General features: G+C 71.0%; 21 protein-coding genes. 18 read left to right on the top strand and 3 right to left on the bottom strand.

Going from position 1 to position 24,668, the window contains the following annotated elements:
* Positions 1–14: 14 nt before the first annotated feature.
* Positions 15–1,505 carry a PQQ-dependent sugar dehydrogenase gene (locus WMF46_RS24560; RefSeq protein WP_437987805.1) on the bottom strand — a complete coding sequence of 497 codons (1,491 nt, stop codon included), beginning with the start codon at positions 1,503–1,505 and terminating at the stop codon, positions 15–17.
* A 253-nt stretch (positions 1,506–1,758) separates the two neighbouring features.
* Between WMF46_RS24560 and WMF46_RS24565 the strand changes: the two genes are divergently transcribed.
* From WMF46_RS24565 to WMF46_RS24635, 15 genes are all read left to right on the top strand, one after another.
* Positions 1,759–2,409, top strand: a complete 651-nt coding sequence (locus tag WMF46_RS24565) for a cytochrome c3 family protein (RefSeq protein WP_437987806.1) — start codon at positions 1,759–1,761, stop codon at positions 2,407–2,409.
* Between the two features lie 155 nt (positions 2,410–2,564).
* Positions 2,565–5,588: a TAT-variant-translocated molybdopterin oxidoreductase gene (locus WMF46_RS24570; protein ID WP_437987807.1), complete on the top strand. Its 3,024-nt coding sequence runs from the start codon at positions 2,565–2,567 to the stop codon at positions 5,586–5,588.
* A complete protein-coding gene (nrfD, locus tag WMF46_RS24575; RefSeq protein WP_437987808.1) occupies positions 5,585–6,931 on the top strand; it encodes an NrfD/PsrC family molybdoenzyme membrane anchor subunit in 1,347 nt (448 codons plus the stop codon). Before WMF46_RS24570 ends, nrfD begins: the two co-directional genes overlap by 4 nt.
* 1 nt (position 6,932) lies before the next feature.
* Positions 6,933–7,466 carry a DUF3341 domain-containing protein gene (locus tag WMF46_RS24580; protein ID WP_437987809.1) on the top strand — a complete coding sequence of 178 codons (534 nt, stop codon included), beginning with the start codon at positions 6,933–6,935 and terminating at the stop codon, positions 7,464–7,466.
* Complete coding sequence (locus WMF46_RS24585; protein WP_437555241.1) at positions 7,463–8,095, top strand: c-type cytochrome; 633 nt, start codon at positions 7,463–7,465, stop codon at positions 8,093–8,095. The genes WMF46_RS24580 and WMF46_RS24585 overlap by 4 nt, the downstream gene beginning before the upstream one ends.
* Positions 8,092–9,279: a hypothetical protein gene (locus tag WMF46_RS24590; RefSeq protein ID WP_437987810.1), complete on the top strand. Its 1,188-nt coding sequence runs from the start codon at positions 8,092–8,094 to the stop codon at positions 9,277–9,279. The genes WMF46_RS24585 and WMF46_RS24590 overlap by 4 nt, the downstream gene beginning before the upstream one ends.
* The gene (locus WMF46_RS24595) at positions 9,276–9,668 is read left to right on the top strand and encodes a hypothetical protein (protein WP_437987811.1); all 393 of its coding nucleotides are present in this window, start codon (positions 9,276–9,278) and stop codon (positions 9,666–9,668) included. Before WMF46_RS24590 ends, WMF46_RS24595 begins: the two co-directional genes overlap by 4 nt.
* The gene (locus WMF46_RS24600) at positions 9,668–10,504 is read left to right on the top strand and encodes an SCO family protein (RefSeq protein ID WP_437987812.1); all 837 of its coding nucleotides are present in this window, start codon (positions 9,668–9,670) and stop codon (positions 10,502–10,504) included. The genes WMF46_RS24595 and WMF46_RS24600 overlap by 1 nt, the downstream gene beginning before the upstream one ends.
* A complete protein-coding gene (coxB, locus tag WMF46_RS24605) occupies positions 10,501–11,592 on the top strand; it encodes a cytochrome c oxidase subunit II (RefSeq protein ID WP_437979258.1) in 1,092 nt (363 codons plus the stop codon). The genes WMF46_RS24600 and coxB overlap by 4 nt, the downstream gene beginning before the upstream one ends.
* Complete coding sequence (locus WMF46_RS24610) at positions 11,589–13,247, top strand: cytochrome c oxidase subunit I (RefSeq protein WP_437987813.1); 1,659 nt, start codon at positions 11,589–11,591, stop codon at positions 13,245–13,247. Before coxB ends, WMF46_RS24610 begins: the two co-directional genes overlap by 4 nt.
* A complete protein-coding gene (locus tag WMF46_RS24615) occupies positions 13,222–13,887 on the top strand; it encodes a cytochrome c oxidase subunit 3 (RefSeq protein WP_437979259.1) in 666 nt (221 codons plus the stop codon). The genes WMF46_RS24610 and WMF46_RS24615 overlap by 26 nt, the downstream gene beginning before the upstream one ends.
* 15 nt (positions 13,888–13,902) lie before the next feature.
* On the top strand, positions 13,903–14,241 hold the full coding sequence (locus WMF46_RS24620) for a cytochrome C oxidase subunit IV family protein (protein ID WP_437555254.1): 339 nt from the start codon (positions 13,903–13,905) through the stop codon (positions 14,239–14,241).
* Between the two features lie 197 nt (positions 14,242–14,438).
* Positions 14,439–15,146: a hypothetical protein gene (locus tag WMF46_RS24625; RefSeq protein WP_437987814.1), complete on the top strand. Its 708-nt coding sequence runs from the start codon at positions 14,439–14,441 to the stop codon at positions 15,144–15,146.
* Positions 15,147–15,359: 213 nt separating this feature from the next.
* Positions 15,360–16,403: a hypothetical protein gene (locus tag WMF46_RS24630; RefSeq protein ID WP_437987815.1), complete on the top strand. Its 1,044-nt coding sequence runs from the start codon at positions 15,360–15,362 to the stop codon at positions 16,401–16,403.
* Between the two features lie 70 nt (positions 16,404–16,473).
* Positions 16,474–17,280 carry a ferritin-like domain-containing protein gene (locus tag WMF46_RS24635; RefSeq protein ID WP_437987816.1) on the top strand — a complete coding sequence of 269 codons (807 nt, stop codon included), beginning with the start codon at positions 16,474–16,476 and terminating at the stop codon, positions 17,278–17,280.
* Positions 17,281–17,377: 97 nt separating this feature from the next.
* Here WMF46_RS24635 and WMF46_RS24640 read toward each other — a convergent pair whose 3' ends face one another.
* Positions 17,378–17,890: a GNAT family N-acetyltransferase gene (locus WMF46_RS24640; RefSeq protein WP_437987817.1), complete on the bottom strand. Its 513-nt coding sequence runs from the start codon at positions 17,888–17,890 to the stop codon at positions 17,378–17,380.
* A gap of 525 nt (positions 17,891–18,415) precedes the next feature.
* Between WMF46_RS24640 and WMF46_RS24645 the strand changes: the two genes are divergently transcribed.
* A complete protein-coding gene (locus tag WMF46_RS24645; protein ID WP_437555268.1) occupies positions 18,416–19,009 on the top strand; it encodes a hypothetical protein in 594 nt (197 codons plus the stop codon).
* A 375-nt stretch (positions 19,010–19,384) separates the two neighbouring features.
* Positions 19,385–20,740, top strand: a complete 1,356-nt coding sequence (locus tag WMF46_RS24650) for a hypothetical protein (protein WP_437987818.1) — start codon at positions 19,385–19,387, stop codon at positions 20,738–20,740.
* 201 nt (positions 20,741–20,941) lie between these two features.
* On the opposite strand, the gene WMF46_RS24655 is transcribed toward WMF46_RS24650, so the two are convergent.
* On the bottom strand, positions 20,942–22,453 hold the full coding sequence (locus WMF46_RS24655) for a phytoene desaturase family protein (protein WP_437987819.1): 1,512 nt from the start codon (positions 22,451–22,453) through the stop codon (positions 20,942–20,944).
* Positions 22,454–22,803: 350 nt separating this feature from the next.
* Between WMF46_RS24655 and WMF46_RS24660 the strand changes: the two genes are divergently transcribed.
* Complete coding sequence (locus WMF46_RS24660) at positions 22,804–24,510, top strand: protein kinase domain-containing protein (RefSeq protein ID WP_437987820.1); 1,707 nt, start codon at positions 22,804–22,806, stop codon at positions 24,508–24,510.
* Positions 24,511–24,668 lie beyond the last annotated feature (158 nt).

Consider the following 24,668-nt stretch of genomic DNA (forward strand, 5'->3'; position numbering starts at 1 on the left):
GGGGCCGTGAGCGCTCATTCCGGATCGATCCGGTACACGGTGCCGCCGAGATCGACGACGTAGACCTCGCCGGCGCCGTCCTGCCCGAAGCTGGCGATGCTGAAGCCGAACGATCCGAGGTCGTCCGTTCGGTCGACGGGCGCGGAGGCCACCCCGGCCTCGTAGGTGAGCGTCCAGACCCTGCCGCTGCAGTAATCGCCGTAGAAGTAGCTCCCCCGGAGCCACGGGATCTCGCTGCCCCGGTAGACGTAACCGCCGGTGACCGAGCAATCCGCGATGTCCAGCCCGGCGTGGCCGTACTCGACGGCAGGGAGCGTGATGGTCCCCTCGAGATCGCAGCTCTCCGCGGGGATGAAGCAGTGCGCGCCCTCCATCCTGCGCCAGCCGTAGTTCTTCCGTCCCTGCCCGGCCGGCTCGATGTTGATCTCTTCCCAGAGGCGGTTACCGACGTCCGCGATGTAGAGATCGCCCGTGCACGCGTCGAAGCTGAAGCGGTACGGGTTCCGCAAGCCATAGTCCCAGATCTCGGGCAGGACGCCTTCGCCCGTCATGTTCCCTTCCGGGATGCTGTACGGGTGTGTCGAGACGTCGAGGCGAAGGATCTTCCCGAGCAGGGTCGTGAGCGCCTGGCCGTTGCCGATGTCCGCATGGTTGGGGCCCGCGTCGTTGTTGTCCCCGCCATCGCCTAGCCCGAGATAGAGGAAGCCGTCGATCGGGCTGAACTCGAGCGAACCGCCGTTGTGGTTTCGATGCAGATCCACGACCTCGAGGTGCGTGGCCACCGGGTCTGGACTGGCCACGTCCGGTCGCTCTCCCCGCGCGAACTCGACCACACGCGCGTTGCCGCCCGTCGCCTTGTCCGTGTAGTGGACGAAGAAGCGACCGGTGTCCTCGTAATCGGGGTGGAAGGCGAGCCCGAGGAGGCCGCGCTCGCCGTTGTCATTGAACAGGACGCGATCCCGGATATCGAGAAACACCTTGGGCTCCGCCGATCCATCGTCGAGGACGAGGATCTGGCCAGGCTGCGTCAGGATGAAGAGCCGCGTGGGGTCGCCCGGCGCGGATTTCACGAGGAGCGGGTGATCGAGGCCGGAGACGAGCGTTGTGAGCTTCAGCGCGCCCTCGTCCTCGCTCGGCGGCGCGCAGCTGAATCCCGCCGCGGGCTCACCACCGCCGCTCCCGCCAGCCCCGCCGCCGCCAGCGGCGCTGCCGCCCACCCCGCTCCCGCCAGCCCCGCTCGCGCCAGCCCCGCCGCCGCCAGCGGCGCTCGCGCCAGCCCCGCCGCCGCCAGCGGCGCGGCCGCCCACCCCGCTCGCGCCAGCCCCGCTGCCGCCACCTCCACTCGCGCCCGCTCCGCCGGCTGCGGCCGACGAGGCACCGCCGGTCGTGCCGGGCGGCAGCGGAGAGATCGACGCCTCGCGCGAGCAGGCGACGAACGCGAGCTCGGCCGCCAGAGAAAGCGCGATGAGCGGAAGGGGCGACAGGGCTGAGCTCGACGGCCTCATGGCTTGACGATATCGTAGATCGAAGCTCAGGGCGGCGACGATCCGGTGTTGGAGGCGCCCGCACCCCCCGCGCGCGATCGAGGGCGCCCGCCGCGCGCGCACGCCGGACGGCGCCGCTGCGGGCCCCCCTGACGCGCCTGCGCCGGCGTTCGGGGCGTGGCGAGATCGCGAAACGAGCCCCGCGATCCACGCATCGATATCGATGGAGCTGGCCCCATCGCCGCACTTCGAGCGAGGCCGAGCACACGAGAGCATGGCATCCGTTTTTCCGCGCTGGAGCAACACCGCTTTCCGACTCGCCATCGCCGCCGTCTTCCTCGGCGGCGCGGCGGCCGTGTCAGCGCCGATGATCTACGTGCGCTCGGACTGGAACACCGGGCGGCACCTGCCCGTGCAGCAGCCGGTGCAGTTCGACCACAGGCACCACGTGCAGGACGACGCCATCGATTGCCGGTTCTGCCATCACACGGTCGAGCAGACGGCCACGGCGGGCATGCCGTCGACCGCGCTGTGCATGGGCTGTCACAGCCAGGTCTGGAATCAGAGCCCAAAGCTCGAGCTCGTCCGGAACAGCTATTTCTCGGACACGCCGATCGTCTGGAACCGCGTCAACGACGTGCCCGACTTCGTCTATTTCAACCACGCGATCCACGTGAACAAGGGCGTCGGCTGCGTGACGTGCCACGGCCGCGTGGACCAGATGCCCGACGTCCGCCAGGCGACGCCGATGACGATGGGCTGGTGCCTCGACTGCCACAGGGCGCCGGAGCGGCACCTCCGCCCGCTCTCCACGATCGTGGACATGGACTGGGACCCCGGCCCCGACGCGGAGCGGATCGGCCGGCAGATCGCGCAGGAGGTCGGCGCGCGGAGCCTCGTCCACTGCTCGACCTGCCACAGGTGAGCGCGCGCAGGCGGAGCGCGGGAGGCAAACGAGGGATCCACGCGAGACACAAAGGGAGCCTGCGAGAGCACGCGAGACAGAAGGCCAACAGGCGGCGAGCAGCGGAGCGCCGCCACGGCGGCGGCGCCGATCCACCGATGACCTGAAGAGGGACGATGGCTGATCAGAGACAGACCCCGTGGAGCGCCGCGCTCGACGGCAAGACCGGTAAAGCGTACTGGCGCAGCCTGGCGGAGCTCCTCGAGTCACCGGAGCTCCGCGAGGCCGCGGCGCGGGAGCTCCCGGGCGGAGGCGGCGAGCCCGTCGCGGTGAGCCGGCGGAGCTGGCTCAAGCTCCTCGGCGCGAGCATGGCGCTCGCCGGCGTGTCCGGGTGCAGATCGAGGGCTGCGGACAAGATCGTCCCTTACGTGACGACGCCGCCCGAGGTGACGCCGGGCGTCCTCCGGTATTACGCCACCAGCCTCGATCTCGACGGGTTCGCCACGGGCGTCCTCGTCGAGAGCCACGAAGGGCGGCCGACGAAGATCGAGGGCAACCCGGAGCACCCGGCGAGCCTCGGCTCCACCGGCGCCTACGAGCAGGCGTCGGTGCTCGGCCTGTACGATCAGCACCGCGCGCGCGCGGCGCGGCGCGGCCACGACCCGGCGACGTGGCAGGCGTTCGTCCAGCAGTTCGGGGGCGCGCGGAGCGACGGCGGCGCCGGGCTCCGGTTCGTCCTTCGTCCCACCGGCTCTCCGCTCGTCCTCGACCTCATCGGCCGCGTCCAGGCGCGCTATCCGGCCGCCCGGTTCACGTTCCACGCGCCCGCGAGGTCGCCGCACCCGGCGCGCGGGGCCGAGCTCGCCTTCGGCGCTCCGCTCCAGGCGCAGTACGACTTCCGGACGGCGGACGTGATCCTCGCGCTCGACGCCGACTTCCTCGCGTCGATGCCTTTCCACGCGCGGTATGCGCGCCAGTTCGCCGAGCGGAGGCGCGTCGGCTCGCCGACGGGCACGATGAACCGTCTCTATGTGATCGAGCCCGGGCTGACCCCGACGGGGAGCATCGCCGATCACCGCCTGCGCAAGCGGCCGAGCGACGTGCCGGCGATCGCCGCGGCGATCGCCGCCGAGCTGCTCCTCACCGAGGGCGCGCGGCCGGGGTTCATCCCTCCCCAGGCGCTCGGCGCGCTCGAGCCGCTCCGGGCGCGGGTCAGCGAGGCGGAGAGGCGCTTCGTCCGGGCGCTCGCGCGCGACCTCGCACGCGGCGGCCTGGCGAGCGTCGTCGTCGCGGGGGAGCGGCAGCCTCCCGGGGTGCACGCGCTCGCGCACCTCATGAACACGGCGCTCCGCAACGACCGCGCGGCGTGGACCACCGCCGGGACCTTGATCACGGCCGGCGCCGCCGAGCAGGACCTCACGGCGCTCGCCGAGGAGATCCGCCGCGGCGCCGTCGATACGCTCGTGCTCCTCGAGAACAACGTCGTTTATACGGCGCCCGCGGATCTCGAGCTCGCGGCGCTGCTCCGCTCCGTCCCGAGCCGCGTCTACCTCGGCCTCTACGAGGACGAGACCGCCGCCGGCTGCGACTGGTTCGTGCCCGCCACGCACGAGCTCGAGGCCTGGGGGGACGCGCGCGCGTACGACGGCACGACCTCGCTGGTCCAGCCGCTCATCGAGCCGCTCTTCCAGGGCAAGACCACCTCCGAGGTGCTCGCGGTGTTCGCGGGCGAGCCCCCGAGGAGCGCGCGAGAGCTCCTGCGCGACGCCTGGGCCGCGCGCCGCGGCGGCGCCGATTTCGACGCGTTCTGGGAGGACGCGCTCCGGCGCGGGCTCGTCGAGGGCACCGCGGCCCCGCGCGAGAGCGCCTCGCTGCGGCTCGACGGCGTGATCGCGGCGCTCGCGCAGCTCGCGGCGGCGGCCCCGCCGCCGGCGGACGCCATCGAGGTCGCCTTCTCGGTCGACGCGAGCGTCTATGACGGCCGGTTCGCCAACAACCCGTGGTTGCTCGAGCTGCCCGATCCCGTCACGAAGCTCACCTGGGACAACGCCGCGCTGCTCAGCCCGGAGACGGCGAAGGCGCTCGGCGTCGAGAGCGAGGATGTCGTCGATCTCGAGCTCGGGGGGCGGAAGATATCGATACCTGTCCTCGTCGCGCCGGGGCACGCCGACAGGACGGTATCGCTCACGCTCGGTTACGGGCGGAGCGGCGCCGAGTCGATCGCCGCCGGGGTGGGGTCCGACGCGTACCGGCTCCGCGCCGCGGCCACGCCGTTCTTCGCGGCGGGCGTCTCGGTGACGAAGCGGCCCGACCAGAAGCACAAGCTCGCCAGGACGCAGACGCACTGGAGCCTGGAGGGGCGCCCTGTCGCGCTCTCGGTCCCCCTTACCGTCTACCGCGAGCACCCCGGCTTCACGGAAGCGCTGAAGGGGCCGCAGCCGTCCCTCATGCCCGCGGTGGCCCCCGGGCCGCTGAAGGAGCAATGGGCCATGACGATCGATCTCACGATCTGCACCGGCTGCAGCGCGTGCGTCGTCGCGTGCCAGGCCGAGAACAACGTCCCCGTGGTCGGCAAGGAGGAGGTCCTGAACAGCCGTGAGATGCACTGGCTCCGCATCGACTCGTACGTATCGAGCGACCCGCGCGACACGGCCGTCGTCCATCAGCCCATGATGTGCCAGCACTGCGAGAAGGCGCCGTGCGAGTACGTGTGCCCCGTGAACGCGACGACGCACAGCCCCGACGGGCTCAACGAGATGACCTACAACCGCTGCGTCGGGACGCGGTTCTGCTCGAACAACTGCCCGTACAAGGTCCGCCGCTTCAACTGGTTCGATTACGGCGAGCTCCGCGCGTTCAACACCGGGCTCTCGAGGCTCCAGCGCAACCCCGACGTGACCGTGCGGGAGCGCGGCGTCATGGAGAAGTGCACGTACTGCGTCCAGCGGATCCGCCGCGCGGAGATCGCCTCGCGGGTCGAAGACCGCCCGATCCGCCCGGGAGAGGTCGTCACCGCCTGCCAGCAGGCCTGTCCGACGCAGGCGATCCAGTTCGGCTCTCTCACGCACGAAGAGACGGCGATGGTGGCGTGGCGGGGCGAGCCGCGGAGCTACGCGGTGCTCCACGACCAGGGCACCCGGCCGAGGACCATGTACCTCGCGCGCGTCAACAACAAGAACCCGGAGATCGAAGAGCCGTGACGGAGCCTCTCCTCCTCGGGCGACCCACCGACGAGGCGCTCTCCGAAGAGCTCCTGTCGGTCGTCTGGAAGCCGCGATCCAGGCTGTGGTGGGCGGCGTTCACCCTCACCGGCGCCGGGACGGTCCTGCTCGCGATCTCCGTCCTCTACACCGTCACCACCGGCATCGGGGTCTGGGGCAACAACATCCCGGTGGGCTGGGCGTTCGGGATCATCAACTTCGTGTTCTGGGTCGGTATCGGCCACGCGGGGACGTTCATCTCCGCGATCCTGCTCCTCCTCGAGCAGCGCTGGCGCACGAGCATCAACCGGTTCGCCGAGGCGATGACGCTCTTCGCCGTCATGCAGGCGGGCCTCTACCCGCTCCTGCACCTCGGCCGGCCATGGTTCGCCTACTGGCTCGTCCCCTACCCCTCGACGCTGGGGACCTGGCCCCAGTTCAAGAGCGCGCTGCCGTGGGACGCGGCGGCCATCTTCACGTACTTCACGGTCTCTCTCGTGTTCTGGTACGTCGGGCTCGTCCCCGACTTCGCGTCGCTCCGCGACCGGGCCCCCGACCGCCGCCGCCGGATCATCTACGGTGTCCTGTCGCTCGGCTGGCGTGGCTCCGCGTCCGCGCACCGCCACTACCGGCTCCTCTACGGGCTGCTCGCCGGGCTCGCGACGCCGCTCGTGCTCTCGGTGCACTCGATCGTGAGCACCGATTTCGCCATGGCGCTCGTCCCGGGCTGGCACGCGACGATCTTCCCCCCGTTCTTCGTCGCCGGGGCCATCTTCTCCGGCTTCGCGATGGTGCTGACGCTGCTCATCCCGGCGCGTCGGATCTTCCACCTCGGGAGCGTCGTCACCCAGAGGCACATCGACAACCTGAGCAAGATGACGCTCGTCACCGCCTGGATCGTCATCTACTCGTACATCATCGAGTTCTTCGCCGCCTGGTACAGCGCGTCGGAGTACGAGATCTACCAGTTCTTCGTCGCGCGCCCCACGGGGCCGAACGCCGCGGTCTTCTGGGCGCAGATGATCTGCAACGTGCTCGTGCCACAGCTTCTGTGGTTCCCGAAGGTCCGGAGGAACATGATCCTTCTCTGGATCATCTCGATCCTCGTGAACGTCGGGATGTGGTCCGAGCGGTTCGTGATCATCGTCCTGTCGCTGCAGCGCGAGTTCCTCCCGTCGGCGTGGCACGCCTACCACCCGACGTGGGTCGATATCTCGATGTTCGCCGGGACGATCAGCTTCTTCCTGCTGCTCTTCCTGATCTTCCTCCGCCTCTTCCCCTTCGTGCCGGTGGCCGAGGTCAAGGAGCTGAACCACGAGCTCCGCCACAAGGAGAAGCACTGAGATGAGGAGAGGTCTGCTCGCCGAGTTCGAGACGCCCGAGGCGCTGCTCCTGGCGATCGCGGAGCTCAGGAGCCGTGGATACCGGCGCCTCGACGCGTTCACGCCGTATCCGATCCACGGCCTCGAGCAGGCGCTCGGGTTCCGCCGCTCGCCGCTCACCTGGCTCGTCCTGCCCTTCGCGCTCGCGGGCACCGCGGGAGGCTACCTCGTCCAGTGGTATTGCAATGCGTTCGACTACCCGCTCAACGTGGGCGGGCGGCCGGCGCACGCGGCCCCTGCGTTCATCCCGATCACCTTCGAGATGATGGTGCTCTCGGCCGCCCTCTCGGGGTTCGTCATCCTGCTCGTCCTCTCGCGGCTGCCCGAGCTCTCGCACCCGGTGTTCGACGTGCCCGGGTTCGAGCGCGCCTCCATCGATCGGTTCTGGATCGGCATCGACGCCCGCGACCCGGCGCTCATCAGCCCCATCACCGAGCGCGATCTCACCGATCTCGGCGCCCTCACCGTGGCCTGGGCCGGGAAGGAGCGATCATGACGCGCGGACTGCCCCTCTCGCTCTCCTGTCTGGCCGCGGCGCTGTGCCTCTCCTGCACGCCGGTGACCTCGGCCGACGCCGAGCCCGGCGAGGCGGACCTGCTGGATCTCGAGCGCATGCTCCGCCAGCGGCGCTACACGGCCTACCAGGAGACAGAGCTCTTCGACGACGGCTCGGCCATGCGCCGCCCGCCCGAGGGCACCGTACCGACCGATCGCGTGCTCGGCGATCCCGGGCTCACCCGCGGGATCGCGGACGGAGCGTACGTGGCGCGCGTCCCGGTCACGGTGACGATCGAGCTGCTCCGGCGCGGGAAGGATCGCTACGAGATCTTCTGCGCCGCCTGCCACGGGGTCGCCGGAGATGGCGAGTCGGAGGTCGCGCGCAACATGACGCTCCGGCGCCCGCCGTCGCTCGTCGACCCGCGCGTCCAGGCGTTCCCGCCCGGGCGCATCTACCAGGTCATCGTCGAGGGCTACGGGCTCATGCGCTCGTACGAGCCGCACGTCCCGCTCAGGGAGCGCTGGGCGATCGTGGCCTATGTGAAGGCACTCGGGAAGAGCCGCGCCACCGCGCTCGACGCGCTCCCCCCACCCCTCCGCGAGCGCGCCCGGAAGGAGCTCCCGTGAACCGGCGATTCCCTGTCTTCCGAGGCGGCCGCGCGATCGTGACGCGGTCCCTCGGCCTCGCGCTCCTCGGCGCCCTGCTCCTCGTCGTCGGGGCGTTCGTGGACCGGGAGCGGCTCTTCTACGCGTACCTCGCGGCCTACGCCTTCGCCGTGACCACGGCGGTCGGGGCGCTCCTCTTTCTCATGATCTGCCACGCCATGGCCGCGACATGGCCAGTGGCCGTCCGCCGCCTCGCGGAGGCGATCGTCGGGGCGCTGCCGCTCCTCTGCGCGCTGTTCGTCCCGCTCCTGTTCGGCCTCGGCGCGCTCTACGGGGAGTGGCTCCACCCCGAGTCGATCGGCGACGAGCACGTTCGAGCCATCGTGCTCCACAAGACGCCTTACCTGAACCTCCCCTTCTTCCTGGTGAGAACGGGGATCTACTTCACGGTGTGGATCGTCTTCGGCGCCCTGCTCCGGCGCGGCTCGATCCAGGGCGACGCGACCCCGGCGCTCGCCGACAGCCGGCGCCTCCGCGTGATCAGCGTCGCCGGCCTCCCGCTCGTCGGGCTCACGCTCTCGTTCGCGGCCTTCGACTGGCTCATGTCCCTCGCGCCGACGTGGGTGTCGACGATGTTCCCCGTCTATGTGTTCGCCGGCGGCTTCGTCGCCGCGATAGCGCTGCTCACGGTGCTGGCGTTCGCCGCCGAGCGCGCCGGGCTCCTGCCCGGGCTGAGCGCGTCGCACTACTACGCGCTCGGCCGGCTGCTCCTCGCGTTCACCATCTTCTGGGCCTACGCCGCGTTCTTCCAGTTCATGCTGATATGGATCGCGGACAAGCCCGAAGAGGCGGAGTTCTACGTGCTCCGCGCCCACGGCCCGTGGGCGATCGCGTCCCTCGTGCTCGTGCTCGCGCGGTTCGTGATCCCCTTCGCGATCCTGCTCAACTACGGGATCAAGCGGCGCCCAGCCTGGCTGTCGGCCGTCGCCGCCTGGATCTTCGTCGCGCATTACCTCGACATGCACTGGCTCGTCGCGCCCGAGGTCCCGGGCGCTCGCGCGCCGTTCCACTGGCTCGACGTGGCGGCGCTCCTCGCCGTGATCGGCCCGTGCGTCGCGTTCGCCGCGCTGCGGGTGCGCGGCAGGCCGCTCGTCCCCGTCAACGACCCGGCGCTGCCGGCCGCCCTCCGCTACGAGAGCATATGACGTCCCACTACCGCCGTCCCGACGTGCGCCAGGAAGAGGATGTCGTCCCCTGGAAGACGATCCTCGCCGTCGCGTTCGCCGTCGTCGTGATCTTCGTCGTCCTGGGCCTCTGGTCCTGGATGCTCCTGCAGGGGCGAGAAGCGGAGCTCCGCCCCTCGGGGAGGAGCGCCGAGCGCTCCCAGGAGATCTCGCTGCCGCGCGGCGAGGTGGCCGGGGTGGATCAGCGGATCTTCCGGCGCGAGGCCATGGGCGAGGAGGGCATTGGCACGGCGCTGAACCACCGGAAGCGCGAGGAGCTCGGGCGCTTCGGCTGGGCCGACCGCGGCCGCGGGCTCGTGCAGATCCCGATCGAGGACGCGATGAATCTCGTCGTGGAGGAGAGCCGCTGATGAGGATGCACCACCTGTCCACCACGGCGCTCCTCGCGCTCGTGTTCACGGGCGCGCCGCTCACGGCCTCCGCGGATCGGCCATTGCTCCCGCCCGCTGCGCGCGAGGCCGACATCGACGAGCGCCTCGGGAACGCCATCGACACGACGCTCCCCTTCACCGACATGGACGGGCGGCGCGCGCCGCTCGCCGAGCACTTCGACGGGCGCCGGCCGGTCGTCCTCGTCCTCGCCTATTACCGCTGCCCGACGCTCTGCGGCCTCGTGCTGCGCGGCCTGGTCACCGGCATGGCGAAGCTCGATTACCGGCTGGGAGAGCACTACCGCGCGCTCACGGTGAGCTTCGATCCGCGGGACACCCCGGCGTCCGCGGCGCGGAAGAGGACCTCCGCGCTGTCGGCCCTGGGCATGGCCGGCGCGCCGACGCGGGAGACCTGGCCCTTCCTGACCGGCGCGCTGCCCGAGATCCGCGCGCTCGCAAGCGATCTCGGCTTCCGGTTCGGGTACGACCCGCAGACGGAGCAATACGCGCACCCCGCCGCGATCTTCGTCCTCACGCCGGACGGCCGCATCTCACGGGTCCTCTATGGCATCGAGTTCTCCTCCCTCGATCTCCGCCTCGCGCTCCTCGAGGCGAGCCGCGGGCAGATCGGCACCCCCCTCGAGCGCGTCCTCATGACGTGTTATCGCTACGACCCCGCGAGCCGCCGCTATGGCCCGTATGTGGCCGGCTTCCTGCGGCTCGGCGGGGCCGCCATCCTGGCGTGGGCCGCCGCGGTGATCGCCTTCTTCGGCTGGCAAGGGCGGCGGCGCAGGGGAGAGGGGCGCGCGCGATGAACGAGCTCCTGCGCCAGCTGCTCTTCCTGCCCGAGCAGCGCTCCTCGCTCGCGCGCGAGATCGACGGGCTGCACTACTTCGTCATCTCCGTGACGATGGGCGGCGCCGCCCTCATCACGCTCATCGGCGGGTATTTCCTGATCCGCTATCGCCGCCGGCTGGAGGACACGCCTCGGCCGCACCCCGGGGTCTTCGCGCGGCCCGCGCTCTTCCTGGAGACGGTGTCGCTCTTCGGCCTGGGCTTCGTGTTCCTCACGTTCTGGACCATCGGCACGCGCCAGTTCGTCGACCTGCGCACGCCGCCGGAGGACGCGCTCGACGTCTATGTCACGGCCAAGCAGTGGATGTGGAAGTTCGCCTATCCGGGGGGAGACAGCGAGATCTCGGTGCTCTATGTCCCCGCGCGGAGGCCGGTCCGGCTCATCATGACGTCGCGCGACGTCATCCACAGCTTCTACGTGCCCGCGTTCCGCATCAAGCAGGACGTCCTCCCGGGCCGGTACACAACGGTCTGGTTCGAGGCGACCGAGCCCGGCGCGTACCCCATCCTCTGCACGGAGTTCTGCGGCACGAGCCACTCGGAGATGCGCGGCCAGGTGATCGCGCTCGACCCGGCCGACTACGAGCGCTGGCTCGCGGGCGGGGTGGCCAGCGCCCCGGCGTTCGCGCAGGAGGCCGCCGCCGAGGCGGAGAACGAGCTCGCCGAGGCCGAGCCGACGATGCCGAGCCGCGGCGAGCACGCCGCCGCGAAGCACGGCTGCCTCCGCTGCCACACCCTCGATGGAACACAGCACGTCGGCCCGACCTGGGCCGGGCTCTACCGCTCGGTCGTGCCGCTCGATGGCGGCGGCGAGCGCGTCGCCGACGAGGCCTACATCACGGAGTCCATCATGGATCCGCTCGCCGCGGTGCACCGCGGGTTCACGCCGGTCATGCCGTCTTTCCGGGGACAGATCACGCCGCCCGACGTCGCGGCGATCATCGAGCTCATGAAATCGATCCGCGACGTGCCGCGCGGCGCCGTCGTGCCGTGGGACGGCGGGGTCAGCGACACGGGCGCCGCGGCGCCGGAGGGGGTGACGCCATGACAGCCCACGAGATCGAGGGGACCGCGCCCATCCACGGCGCGCACGACGCCGATTATCTGCGCGCCGGCTCGGGGGTGCGCTCGTGGCTGCTCACGACCGATCACAAGCGCATCGGGCTCATGTTCTACGCGCTGATCGTGCCGATGCTCATGCTCGGCGGCGCCTTCGCGCTGGTCCTCCGGACCGAGCTCCTGACCCCCGGGCCCACCGTGATCAGCGCGGCGACCTACAACCGCATGTTCACGCTCCACGGCGTGGTCATGGTGTGGCTCTTCATGATCCCGTCGATCCCGAACATCTTCGGGAACTTCGCCCTCCCGCTCATGATCGGCGCCAAGGATCTCGCCTTCCCGCGCCTCAACCTGGCGAGCCTCTACGTCTACGCGATCGGCGCCGTCATCACGCTGGGGGCGACGATCGCCGGGGGCGCCGACACCGGCTGGACGTTCTACCCGCCGTACAGCACGACAACGCCCGCGGGCGTCCTGCCGGTGGTGATCGGCATCTTCATCCTCGGCGCCTCGTCGATCATGACGGCGGTGAACTTCATCGCCACGACGCACACGATGCGCGCCCGCGGGATCGGCTGGGGACGCGTGCCGCTCTTCGTGTGGGCCATCTACAGCACGAGCATCATCATGCTGCTCGCGACGCCCGTCCTCGGCCTGACGATCCTGCTCGTCGGGATAGACCACATCTACCATTTCGGCATCTTCGACCCGACGCTGGGCGGAGACCCCGTGCTGTTCCAGCACCTGTTCTGGTTCTACTCGCACCCGGCGGTTTACATCATGGTGCTCCCGGCGCTCGGGGTCATCAGCGAGGTGGTCTGCACCTTCGCGCAGCGGCAGCCGGCGTCCTACTGGGCGATCGCCCTCTCGTCGCTCGGCATCGCGTTCATCGGGTTCACGGGGTGGGGGCACCACATGTTCGTGGCCGGGATCAGCGAGCTCGACGCCGGGATCTTCGGCGCGCTCTCGATGTTCGTCGCGATCTTCTCCGCCATCAAGGTGTTCACCTGGGTGGCGACGCTGCACAAGGGGTCCATCCAGTTCAACACCCCGATGCTCTATTTCTTCTGGTTCCTGTTCCTCTTCGTCTTCGGCGGCATGACGGGCGTCGCCGTGGCCACGCAGTCGCTCGACGTCCACTGGCACGACACGTACTTCGTCGTCGCCCACTTCCATTTCATCATGGTGGGCGGCACGCTCACCGCGTTCCTCGCGGCGGCGCACTACTGGTTCCCCAAGATGTTCGGCCGGACCTACTCCGAGTCGATGGGGCTGCTCACGTCGTTCGGGGTGTTCACGGGGTTCATCCTGACGTTCCTCCCCCAGTTCCTGGCGGGCAACGCCGGGATGCCGCGCCGCTATTACAGCTACCCGGAGCAGTACCAGTGGCTCAACGTGCTCTCGACCGGCGGGGCCTTCCTGCTCTCGGGCGCGCTCCTGCTCGCGCTGGTGAATCTCCTTGTCGCCCTGCGCTGGGGGCCGCGCACCACCGCCAATCCATGGAGGTCCCGCAGCTACGAGTGGATGACGCCGCCCATCCCGCCGGAGCACAACTTCCCCGTGACCCCGGTCGTCGATCGCGGCCCGTACGATTACCACCTGACCGACGAGGAGGCCCATGCCCGAGTCTCACCCGCCCGCTGAGCCGCTCGCCCCGGCGCGGCTGGCCATGCAGTTCGAGGACCTCGAGAAGCAGACCCACGCCGCGCACTTCGGCATGTGGATCTTCCTCGCCAGCGAGGTCCTGCTCTTCGGCGGGCTCTTCGGCCTGTACGCCGCCTACCGCGCGGTCTTCGGCGCCGAGTTCACCGCCGGGATCGCGCACAACAACGCCGTCATCGGGACGGCCAACACAGGGATCCTCCTGACGAGCAGCCTGCTCGTCGCGCTGAGCGTCTACGCCGTGCGCCTCGACCGGCCGGCGAGGGCCGGCCGCCTCCTGCTGGGCGCGATCGCGCTCGGCCTCGCCTTCCTCGTGCTGAAGGGCGTCGAGTACGCGGCGCACTTCCACGAGGGGATCTTCCCCGGCGCCGGCTACCGCTTCGAGGAGCTCCCGTACGCCGGCGCGAAGATGTTCTTCACGCTCTATTACCTGACGACCGGGCTCCACGCGATCCACGTGACCGCGGGGCTCGTGGTCCTCGGCTGGCTCGCGTGGGGGTGCTTCCGGCGCCGGTACGGCGCGGGCAACGAGACGCACGTCGAGCTCGGCGGGCTCTACTGGCACCTCGTCGACGTGATCTGGATATTCCTCTGGCCGATGCTCTACCTGATGCACCGCTAACGGGACGTTGCGCCCATGACCGTCAAGCACCTCTCCTCGCGGACCTACGTGATCGTCTGGCTCCTCCTGATGGGGCTCACGCTGGCCTCGTACCTCCTCTCGCTGGCCCACCTCGGCCAGGCCGATGTCGTCGCGGCGCTGCTCATCGCCACGGTGAAGACGGTGCTCGTGCTGCTCTTCTTCATGCACCTCATCGAGCAGCGCTTCGCGAACGCGCTCCCGATGATCGTGGCGGCGCTCCTGCTCGGCCTCCTGCTCACGCTGATGCTCAGCGACGTGACGAGCCGCGAGACGATCACGCGCAGGCCGGCCCCGCCTGCCCCGCCGCCCGGGGCCACGGCCGCGCCCCGGTGACGGCTGCATCCCGGTGATCCGTCCATCGCGAGAGCGCGCCCGCCGGCGCGCGACGCCGATCTCACCGCATCTGCCGCCGCTCACGTGGGCTATCCGCCGCCCCGGTTCGGGCCTACAAACACGTGCTCTCGATGCCGCGCGACGGCCCTGCGGAAGGGTGTCTGCGCCTCCGGCATTGAACGTTCGTAGGAGCGACCATGAAGAGGTGGATCGGACGTGCCGCTGTCCTGTGCGGCCTCGCCGCGGCCGCGTGCGCGCCCGGCCCGGCGGACGCGCCATGGCTCGCGGAGGGGGACGGGTCTCCGGCGCTGGACTGGGCGGCGGCCTCTCCGACGGCGTTCCGCGGCGCCCCCGGGAACGTCGACCCGAGCGCGCCGTGCTCCGCGCGGGTCCTCTTCACGGAGGCCTTCGCGGACAAGGCGACCCGGTGGAGCCTCGCGGCGGGGTGGGAGATCGGACCTGCCAGGGCGTCGAGCGACCAGCGCGCGGGGTTCCCCGATCCGGCGAGCGATCACACCGAGGCCGGCGACGACGGCGTGGCGGGCGTGGTCCTCGGCGGCAGCCCGAGCGTCACCGCGCCGCACCCGCAGCGCTACCTGACCAGCCCCGCCGTCGACGCGCTCGTGAGCGGGCGAGTCACGCTGTCGTTCTGGCGATGGCTGAACACGACCTACCGCAACAAGGCCCGCGTCGAGGTCTTCGACGGATCGCGCTGGCGGATCGTCTACGAGTCTCCGCACGACGATGTCACCGAGTCCGGATGGAAGCGCGTCACCTACGATCTGACGCCCTACAAGAGCTCGAACCTGCGGGTGCGGTTCGGCTACAGCGCCGTCATCGCCTTCGGCGGCGCGCCCATGTCGGGCTGGAACATCGACGACGTGCAGATCAGCGCCTGCCGCTGAATCGGCTCATGGCCCGAGCGGGACAGCGCTCGGGGGCTCCCACGAGCGCTGTGGAGAGACACACCCAGGGCGTCAATTTCCTTTCCTGCTGACAAATTTCCCTCCCGGGTCCGCCATGGCTCGCCCTGGCACCTCGCTTGCTCAACCCAGCCCTGGAGCGCGCGAGGACGTAACCCTGCGCCAACCTGTGCCAAAGAAAGGACCCGTCGAACCATGTCCACGCAGAAGAAGCGAAAGGTGCTGAAGGCGCCGTTCATCGTGACCGTCGCCGCGGCGGCCTCGCTCGCGGGCGCGGTGGCCCTGCCGGGGTGCGATCCCACGGTGACGACCGGCAGCTGCCCCGAGTCGGCGCCGGAGGTCGGATCGAGCTGTGAGGAGGACGGTCTTACATGCAACTACGGTAAGGAGTCGTGCGGCCTCCCGATCGACAGCACGTGTGTGAGCGGGGAGTGGCTTGAGGGGCCCACGGTGGCCTGCAACCCGCCGCCGCCGGAGTGCCCCGCGGAGGTGCCGAAGGCCGGCAGCGCCTGCGAGGAGCGCGGGAAGACCTGCGACTATGACACGACCGGTTGCCCCTCGGTGGTGACGTGCGGTGACGACGGCACGTGGTCCGAGCCGATCTCGCCGGCCTGCAACCCGCCGCCGCCGGAGTGCCCCGTGGAGATGCCGAAGGCCGGCAGCGCCTGCGCGGAGCCCGGGACGACCTGTAACTACGACGCCACCAGTTGCCCTGCGCTGGTGAGCTGCGGTGACGACGGCACGTGGTCCGAACCGATCTCGCCGGCCTGCAACCCGCCGGCGCCGGTGTGTCCCGAGGTGATGCCGACCGACGGGGATCCCTGCGTGGCGGCGAGCGGGCCCTGCCCCTACGAGATGATGACCGGCTGCGGCCCGATGCCGACCGAGGCCGTGTGCGTTCAGCAAAAGGACACCTGGAGCTGGCAGGTAGCCGAGATCTTCTGCAACCCGCCGCCCCCCGACGTCTGTCTCAACGCCGCCACCGAGGACGCGTGCGAAAACCTCGGGCCGGCGTGTCGCTGGCTCACGCCAGGCTGCGGCGACGCCTCGACGACCCCCGTGCTGGCCAAGGCGGGCTGCTTCCCGAGCCAGGGTTGCGAGGTCGACGAGGCGTGTCCGGGCGGGACGCTCTGCCAGGAGCTCGTCATCAACCCCTGTTACAAGCAGGCCTGTGACGCCTGCGGCTCGACAGTGAAGGTGTGCGCGCCGCCAGGCGGGCGCCCGAGCACGTCGCCGTGAGCTCCTCCGGGGGCGGCGAGCGCCCGTCTCCCGTCTTGCCGCCCCCGGACTCCCCGCCTAGCGTGATCCCATGACGGACGCCCCCGACGCAGAGCAGGACAGCGACGCTGACGCGGAGGCGCCGCGCGGGCAGCGCGCCCCCCTCCCTCCCGCGAGCGACGCGGTGCGCGCCGAGTGGGGGCGGCGCGTCGAGGCCGAGTACCGCTCGGCGGCGATCACGCAGCACCTCACGCTCTGGCTGATCCAGATGGGCGCGTCGCCGGATCTCATCGACGACGGCCTCCGCATCGTCAAGGACGAGCTCGCGCACGCTCGCCTCAGCCATCGCGTCCACGCCCGCGCGGGCGGCGGCGCCTTGCCGGCGCTCCGCCGCGAGACGCTCGGGCTCAGGAGCAGCGGAGACGAGCCGCTCGAGATGGCCATCGCCCGGGCGGGCGTGGAGGTGTTCTGCCTGGGGGAGACGGTCGCGGTCCCGCTCTTCAAGGTGCTCCGCGAGGGGTGCACCGTGCCGGTAGCGCGCCGGGCGCTCGACCGCATCCTGCGCGACGAGGTGCGGCACCGCGACTTCGGCTGGACGCTGCTCCGTTACCTGCTCGAGCAGCCGTGTGCGCCGGCCGTGCGGCAGCTGGTCGAGCGCGAGCTCCACGCCATGTTCACGCGGCTGCGCAGGAGCTACATGCCCCCTGGCGGCGCGAGGCGCGCGGCGATCTCCGACGACGACCGCGCCTGGGGCCTGATGCCGCCCGCGCGGTACGGCGAGATCCTCGAGCGCGCCGTGGAGCGGGACTACGCGCCTCGCTTCGGCGAGCACGGCCTCGACGCGACCGCCGCGTGGCGCGCGGCGACAGCGCCCGACAGGTCCGCCGCGCCCCCCTGAGCCGGACGGCGGGGCGGCGATCTCGCGGAGAGGACGCGAGATCAGGTCGTGAAGACGCCGGGCTCGGGCTCAGGTCGTGAAGACGCCGAACTCGGGCTCAGGTCGTGAAGACGCCGAACTCGGGGCTGTAGATGACCACGCCTCGGGCGCGCTCCAGCGCCCCCTGCGCGAGCTCGATCGCCATGAACGCCTCGTCCGCCGCGTACTCGTTGCCGAGTCCGTACAGGCTGGCCTTCTCGAACCCGAACCGAGCGTAGTACTCCGGCGATCCGAGGACGACGGCGAACGCGAAGCCGGCGTCCTTGCACGCCGCGATCCCCCGTCGCGCCAGCGCAGAGCCGATGCCGCGGCCCGCAAGCCCAGGCGAGACCGCGAGCGGCGCGAGGCCGAGGCCTTTGCCGGGGACGCCGTCGCCGGCGATCGTCACGGGGCTGAACAGGACATGTCCGACGATGCCCGTGTCCGTCACCGCGACCAGCGAGACGGCCGCGCGCCCCGCGTCCCGCAGCCTGTCCACGAGATCCGCCTCGAGCGCCGAGGGAAACGCCGCGAGGTGAACGGCGCGGATCCCTGCTTCATCGCCCGCGCGCTCCGGCCTGACGTCCATCATCGACGCACCCCGCCGGGCCGACGCCCCTCCGCCGATCGGCCTGCGCGAGGGGCAGCGTCCGGCGCGCTCCCCCGCCCGCGAGCCGCGTCAAGCGCCAAGGAGGACGAGGCTATGACAGACCATGTCCCACCGGGTCGACGCCTCGACAACGCCCCTTCCTCTCCGGTTCTCCACAGGCCTTCTCCACAGGACATCCCCTGGACAACAGCTGGATTCTGTCGATTACCTTCGCCGCGCGCGCCTCTTCTCGTCATGGCCATTCGCACAGCCTAGCGGAAGGCCGCGCCGCAGGGTGAACCGGTGCCCGGAGACACACGTAAACACACGTAATAGCAACACTTTTTACGATCGCAGACACGACCGTCCGCCCCTGACGGGTTGGGACAATGTCCGTCCGATCGATCCCTTTCCCGACGGGTCGAAGATGACTATCCATGGTAGACATCAAGAACGCGGCGCGACGGCGTGTCTCTCGCACGAGCGTGTAAATGGCGCGCCGGAATGCTTCGTTTTGGAGGAGACTTCATGGAAAAGATCTCGCTCACGTACTTTGTCGACTTCGTTCTCAAGGCCGGGACGCCCAAGCTGACGGGCGTCAGGGAGTTCAAGGAGCGGAAGGACGAGCTCTACACGGACTTTTACAGGCAGGTGCGAGAGGCGATCGTCGACATGCACAGGAGCGGAAAGCCCACCAGCGTGCTCGACGGCTTCCTCGCCGCGCAGCACGACGAGCGGCGCCGCCGCATTTACCCGTCGGTGGTGAACGGATATCGCAAGTTCCTCGCCTCGACGAGGATGACGTGGTTCGAGCCGCCGGCGTCCACGTACCGCCTCGGCGATCTCGAGATCAACGTCAACCCGGAGCTCGGGCTCGTCATCGATGGGACGCCGCATGTCATCAAGATGTATTTCCGCGGGGAGCCCCTGTCGTCCAAGCGCGTCTCGGTCGTGCTGAACCTGCTCATGAACGGGCTCGCGGAGAGCACGCCGGGCGGCGCCTTCGCGGTGCTCGACGTGCGGAACGCCAAGATTCACACCTTCAAGGTGCCGAACCCGCGGCTCAGCCTGCTTCTCCGCGGCGAGGCGGCCTCCTTCGCCACCATCTATACCGGGCTGTGATCGCGGCGCCGCGGGGCGAGGCGGCGCCGCGCAGACATCACACCAGGTCGTCTCCCGGCGTCCACCGAGCCCGCGACGCCCACCGCGATACCGGCGTTGCCACGCCGCGCGCCCCGCGCCGCTCATCCCGGCGGGGGGCGCGCGGCGCGCGCGCCCCGGAGCAGGACGCGCACCGGGTGGACGCGGGAGCCGAAAGGTCGATGTCACGACGACGACGCCGTGACGCCATGGCGCCATGACGCGACGTCGCGACGACGTGATGACGCGACGCCGCAATGAATGGCGCACACGCAATCGAGCTGTAGGAGATCGACGCCACTGGCCTCATCGCAGAACGTACGCAGAACGTACGCGGAACGTACAAGCAGAGTAAAAATGACCGATTCAGAGAAAGAGAACTACGATCGCTCGAGCAGTTTCGTTTATCCTCGGGCTGCCATGGACCGCCGCGCGCAGATCACCGCAACCCCGCTTCATGTGCCCAGCATTCTTGTGGTCCTTGATCCCGGGTGGCCGGCGCTCTTCAGCCTGTGCCTCGCGGTGGCGCCGGGCTGCGGGGTGCTCCTGCACCGCTGCGACGCGGCCACCGCCGCGACGATCGCCGCCGAGCGGCGGCCGCTCGCGATCCTCCTGTCCAACAGCGTCTACGCGAGGGATCCCGCCGATTTCGAGGCGCTCGCCCGGGACGTCCACTCGACGCTGCTGCGGCTCGATGAGGAGGTCAGCGAGCGAGAGCTCGAGGCGATGCTGAACGGCGCGCTGCGCGAGACGCGCGAGACGAACGCGCAGCGCGACGCGGGTCGGCGCGACGAGGGCGGCGGGCGCTACACGATGATCGGGGCGCAGCGCAGCGAGACATTCGGCCACAAGGCGGCCTCGAGCGCGGACTCCCGCGCACCGCAGCGGGCGGGCGCGAGCGTCGATTCCCGCCTCGCGCCGCAGGTCCGCGAGAGGTCAACGAGCCAGAGCACGCTGCCGCCGCCATCGGCGCGCTCCGCCGCCCCGCCGTCGGCCCGGGCGCCCCTCGCGAGCCACGCGCTCACGCCGGTGCCCCCGTCGAGCGCGCCGCCTTCGTTCCGTTCCCCCCCGTCGGTGCCCTCCGCGCCGCCGCTGGCGCGCACGCAGCCGAGCGCGTACGTGCCGGGCGGATCGCCATCGGCACCGCCGCCCTCCGCCCGCTCGCTCTCGGGCCCCGCGCATGCGTACGCGGAGACTGCCGGGAGCGGCCGCCTGTCGAGCCTGCCTCCGTCGTCGCGCCCCGAGCCCCTGTCGAGCCCGCCTCCGTCGATGCGCTCACAGCTCCTGTCGGGTCCACCTCCGTCGACGCGCGCGCAGCCGAGCGTGCCGCCGGTCCCCTCGTCGCGCCCTCTGCCAGGGGGCCCTGCGGCGCGTCGACCCACACCGACGCCGTCGAGCGCGCAGGCAGGGCCGCCCTCCTCCAGGCGCAGCCTGCCGAGCCCGCCGTCCTTGCGCACGATGGCGAGCTCGCCCCCCTCCGTGCGCTCCGTCCCGCCCGGCACGCCCTCGAGCGCCGAGCCCCCGCCGTCGATCAAGACGATGGGGCCCCTGTCGGCGCGGATGGCTCCGGCGTCCTCGGTGCGCCCCGAGCTGTCGCCGCGCTCCGGCGTGCGAGAGCGGGGCAGCGAGGAGCTAGACGCCGTGTTCGAGGATCAGAAGCTGCCGCTCGACGCGCTCGTGCGGGGCAACCGTGGCACCACGACAACGCGCTGAAGCGCAGGCCAGAGCGGTTCCTGCCCCCCTCTGCACCATCCAGAGCAGAGCGGCCCATCCAGAGCGGAGCGGCAGCAGAGCGGCGGTCTCCCGCACAGGAGACGGGCCCAGATCGGCGTTTTCGGCGCGCAAGCGCACTCCGGTGCGCTGAGCACCGAAAACGTCGAGATGGGCCCGTCTCCGAAGCGGGTGACCGCCGCTCTAGCGCGTGAGCCACGAGATGGTGGAGCCCGCGGCGCGCCCGAGCAGATCGCCCGCGATGTCGATCAGCGCGGGCGGGGCGGGAGCGCCGAGATCGCGGCCGAGATCGACGAGGATGCGGTCGACGCACTCCATCGCGCTCGAGGCGGCGAGATCCATCCCCGCGCCGCGCCCGCCGGCCGCGCGCCCTGCGAGGTACAGCCCCCGCACGGGCGTGTACACCGCCGGCCGCGCGCGGCCGACCTGGCCAGGCGTCTGCGCCGTCCCCGACGCGAGCTCGCCGCCGGGAGCGCTCGCCTCTCCGTCCGGGGATGATCCGTCGACGAAGATCGCCTGGGAGAGCACGCCGGGCACCGCCGCCGACAGCGCGCGCAAGAGCTCGTCGACCGTCGCGCCGGGTCCGCCGCGCGAGGCGCCGCCCCTCCCACCGGGTATGGCGCACGCGCAGAGGAGCTCATGTCCAGGCGGCGCGAGCGACGGGTCGAAGCGCGTCGGCGCGAGGCAGTAGAACGGAAACGCCGGCGCGCCGGCGCCGCCCGCGAGACCGGCGAGCGCGCCCGCCGGGACGAGCCGCCTGCGCAGCCCGATCTTGACCTCGACCAGCCTCGGCTGGGGCGCGACCGCACGGACGCGCTCCACGTAGGCGTCGGGGAAGTGCGGCTCGCCAACGAGGCCCGACACCGTGCGCAGGAGCCCGGCCGCGCTCACCACGATGCGCGCGGGGAGCACCGTTCCGTCCTCGAGCTCGACGCCCTGCACGCGACGATCGCGCACCAGCACGCGGCGCACGGTCGCGCCCGTCCACACGGCAGCGCCGAGCTCCCGGGCCAGGCGGCAGAAGACCTCGGGGATCCGCGACGCGCCCCCCTCGGGATAACGCTGCCGGCCGGCGCGGGCGAGCCGGCGCAAGGAGAACAGCGCCTCGCCCGCGGACGCCTCGGCTCCTGGCAGCAGCAGCGGCAGGCCAAGCAGGCCGCCGAGCCGAGCGGCGGCGGCGGCGCGCGGGATGAAGCGGGCCACATACGCCTCGGCCGTCACGTCGTCGCACGCGGCCAGATCGACGTCGCGCATCGCCGCCGCGTGCGCGAAGAGACGCGCGGCGCCCGCGGCCTCCAGCGGCGTGAGGTCGAGGCCGCGCGCGAGATCCAGGGCGGTCCCGGCGAGCCGGAGGAGATGTGCCTGCAGGACGACGCGGCGAGCGCGCGCGGCCCCGGCGCGGGCGCCCGTGAAGCAGAGCGCCGCCGGCTCGTCGCTCTGCTGGAACGTGATGGCGTCGCCTTGGCCCACGCGGCGGAGCACGTCGCCTAGCGGGCCATGCTCGCCACAGCCGAGCATGTGCGTGACTGTGTCGACACGGAAGCCGTCCCTCTCGTAAGCGGCAGAGGAGCCGCCCAGGCGGCGCTCCTTCTCGACGAGCAGGGTCGGGATGCCGGCGTGCGCAAGGAGGAGCGCCGCGGCAGCGCCGCCGACGCCAGAGCCGATCACCACCGCGCGCAAGGGAGCCTCGTCCATGACGTCACGAGAACATATCGCGGAGAGCCCGCGCGGCGCGCGCCGTGCCGCCGGCAATCATGCGGAAACCGCGCTGGAATCACGCTAGCAGGCGCTAGCAGACGCTAGCAGACGCGAGACCACGCGAGACCACGCGAGACCACGTGAGGGGTGGCCGCGGGATGCGAGGAGGCGCGTGGGCCACGTGGGAGGACGCGGGGCCGCGCGAGGAGACATCGGGCTACGCGGAATCACGCAGGGCAAGGCAGCGCAGCACACCACGATTCGACAAAGCGCCGAGGCGCGCGCCGAGCGTTGACCCTCGAGAGCGGCCCCCCGTAGAGTGTAGCCTTGCAGCCGACGTGCCCGCTATGAAGACCTGCCCGCAGTGCCATCAGCGTTACCCGGCCGACAGCGCCTTCTGCTTCATCGACGGCTCATCGCTCGTCTCCGAGAAGGATCCCCGCATCGGGACGTCGATCGCGGGTCGCTACGTCATCGAGCTCGGCCTCGGGATCGGCGGGATGGCCACGGTCTACAGGGCATACAACAAGCTGATCGGCACCCCGTGCGCCATCAAGATCTTGAACCGCGAGTTCGCGCAGGACACGACGACGCGGGAGCGCTTCCGGCGCGAGGCACGGCACGCGCAGCGGCTCGCGCACCCGAACATCATCGAGATCTTCGATCAGGGCGACACCGACGACGGGCTGCCCTTCCTCGTGATGGAGCTGCTCCAGGGGACGAGCCTCGCCGACGTGGTGGAGCGCAGCCGGGTGCCGCTCGCGCGGGCCCTGCCCATCTGGGTGCAGATGGCGCGCGCCCTCGGCCGAGCGCACGACTTCGACGTCGTGCACCGCGATCTCAAGCCGGAGAACGTGTTCCTGATGAAGGGCGACTGGGTGAAGCTCCTCGACTTCGGCATCGCCCGCTGCGCGCAGGACGCGCGCCTCACGAACCTCGGTGAGATCTTCGGCACACCGCAGTACATGGCGCCAGAGCGCAGCACGACGATCGACGCTGGCCCCCCGGCGGACCTCTACTCGCTCGGGGTCATCATGTTCGAGATGATCACGCAGCGGCTGCCGTTCGACGCCCCGGATCCGGCGAGCTGGATCCTGAAGCACATGAACGAGCAGCCGCCGCACCTCAAGGAGCTCGCCCCGGAGATGCCGGACGCGCTCGACCGCCTCGTCAGCGCCCTGATGGCGAAGGAGCCCTCCGAGCGCCCCGTCGACGCGTACCGCGTGCTCGCGGAGCTCGAGGAGATCGCGGCCGCGAACCGGATCGCGCTCCCCCCGCCGCCGGAGGCGATGCCGCGCGACTCGGCGGTGCGCTCGAGGGGCGCCGGGCGCGATCCCTGGGTCAGCCGGCTCGAGCTGTTCGAGCGGATGACGGCCCGCGCGTTCGGCGCGTCGGCGCCGGGGGAGATCCAGCGGCAGCTCGAGGCGCTGCGCGGCGTCGTGCGGGAGCACGCCGACCTCCGCTCGAGGGCCCTCGACGAGCAGCGGCGCCTCGAGGGCGTCGCCGAGGAGTGGCGCGACGGCCGGATGCAGATCGGGCGGGCGATGGACGCGCTCACGGTCGACGCCTCGCTCACGCGCGAGGAGGCCCGGTCGTTCCGCGCCAGGGTGGCGCCGCTCAACGCGGCGACGCAGGCGTTCGTCCCCGAGGTGCTGATCGCGCACAAGGAGGCCGTGCGCTGGGAGGGCCGGTCCGGGTTCGCCGAGCCCTACCTCGAGCTCGCCGCCAGCTACCGCAGGCTGGCCGAGCTCGTCGAGGGCTGGTATGCGTCGCGCAAGGCGGATTACGAGGCGGAGAGCGAGGCGATCGCCCGCGAGCACGAGGTGGCCGAGGTGGACGCGCAGATCAAGAAGCTGCGCGAGCGCCTCGAAGAGCTCGACCGGCAGCTCGAGGCGCGGCGCCGGGAGTCCCAGGAGCGCATCGCCGAGATCGGGCGGAGGGTCGATCAGCTCGACGCCGAGCTGCTCCACCTGGCCAGCCGCTTCTGCGCGCCGCTCCGGTCGAAGCCGGAGCTCGGCACGCTCTTCGTGGAGCTCGAGCGGCTCGCCGGCTGACCGCTCCGCTCCGGCGCGCCTCGGGCGCACATCGTGGCCGCGTGTCGCAGGTCGTGGCGCTCCGGCGAGGACTTCCCTTCGGCGCGCGTGGATCGGGCTCGGATGCGCCCCCGCGGAGCTCGATCCGGCGGCGCGGCGTTCCTCCGCCGCCTGCCGTC

This window comes from Sorangium sp. So ce117, from assembly GCF_051524395.1.
Taxonomy (GTDB): domain Bacteria; phylum Myxococcota_A; class Polyangia; order Polyangiales; family Polyangiaceae; genus Sorangium; species Sorangium cellulosum_B.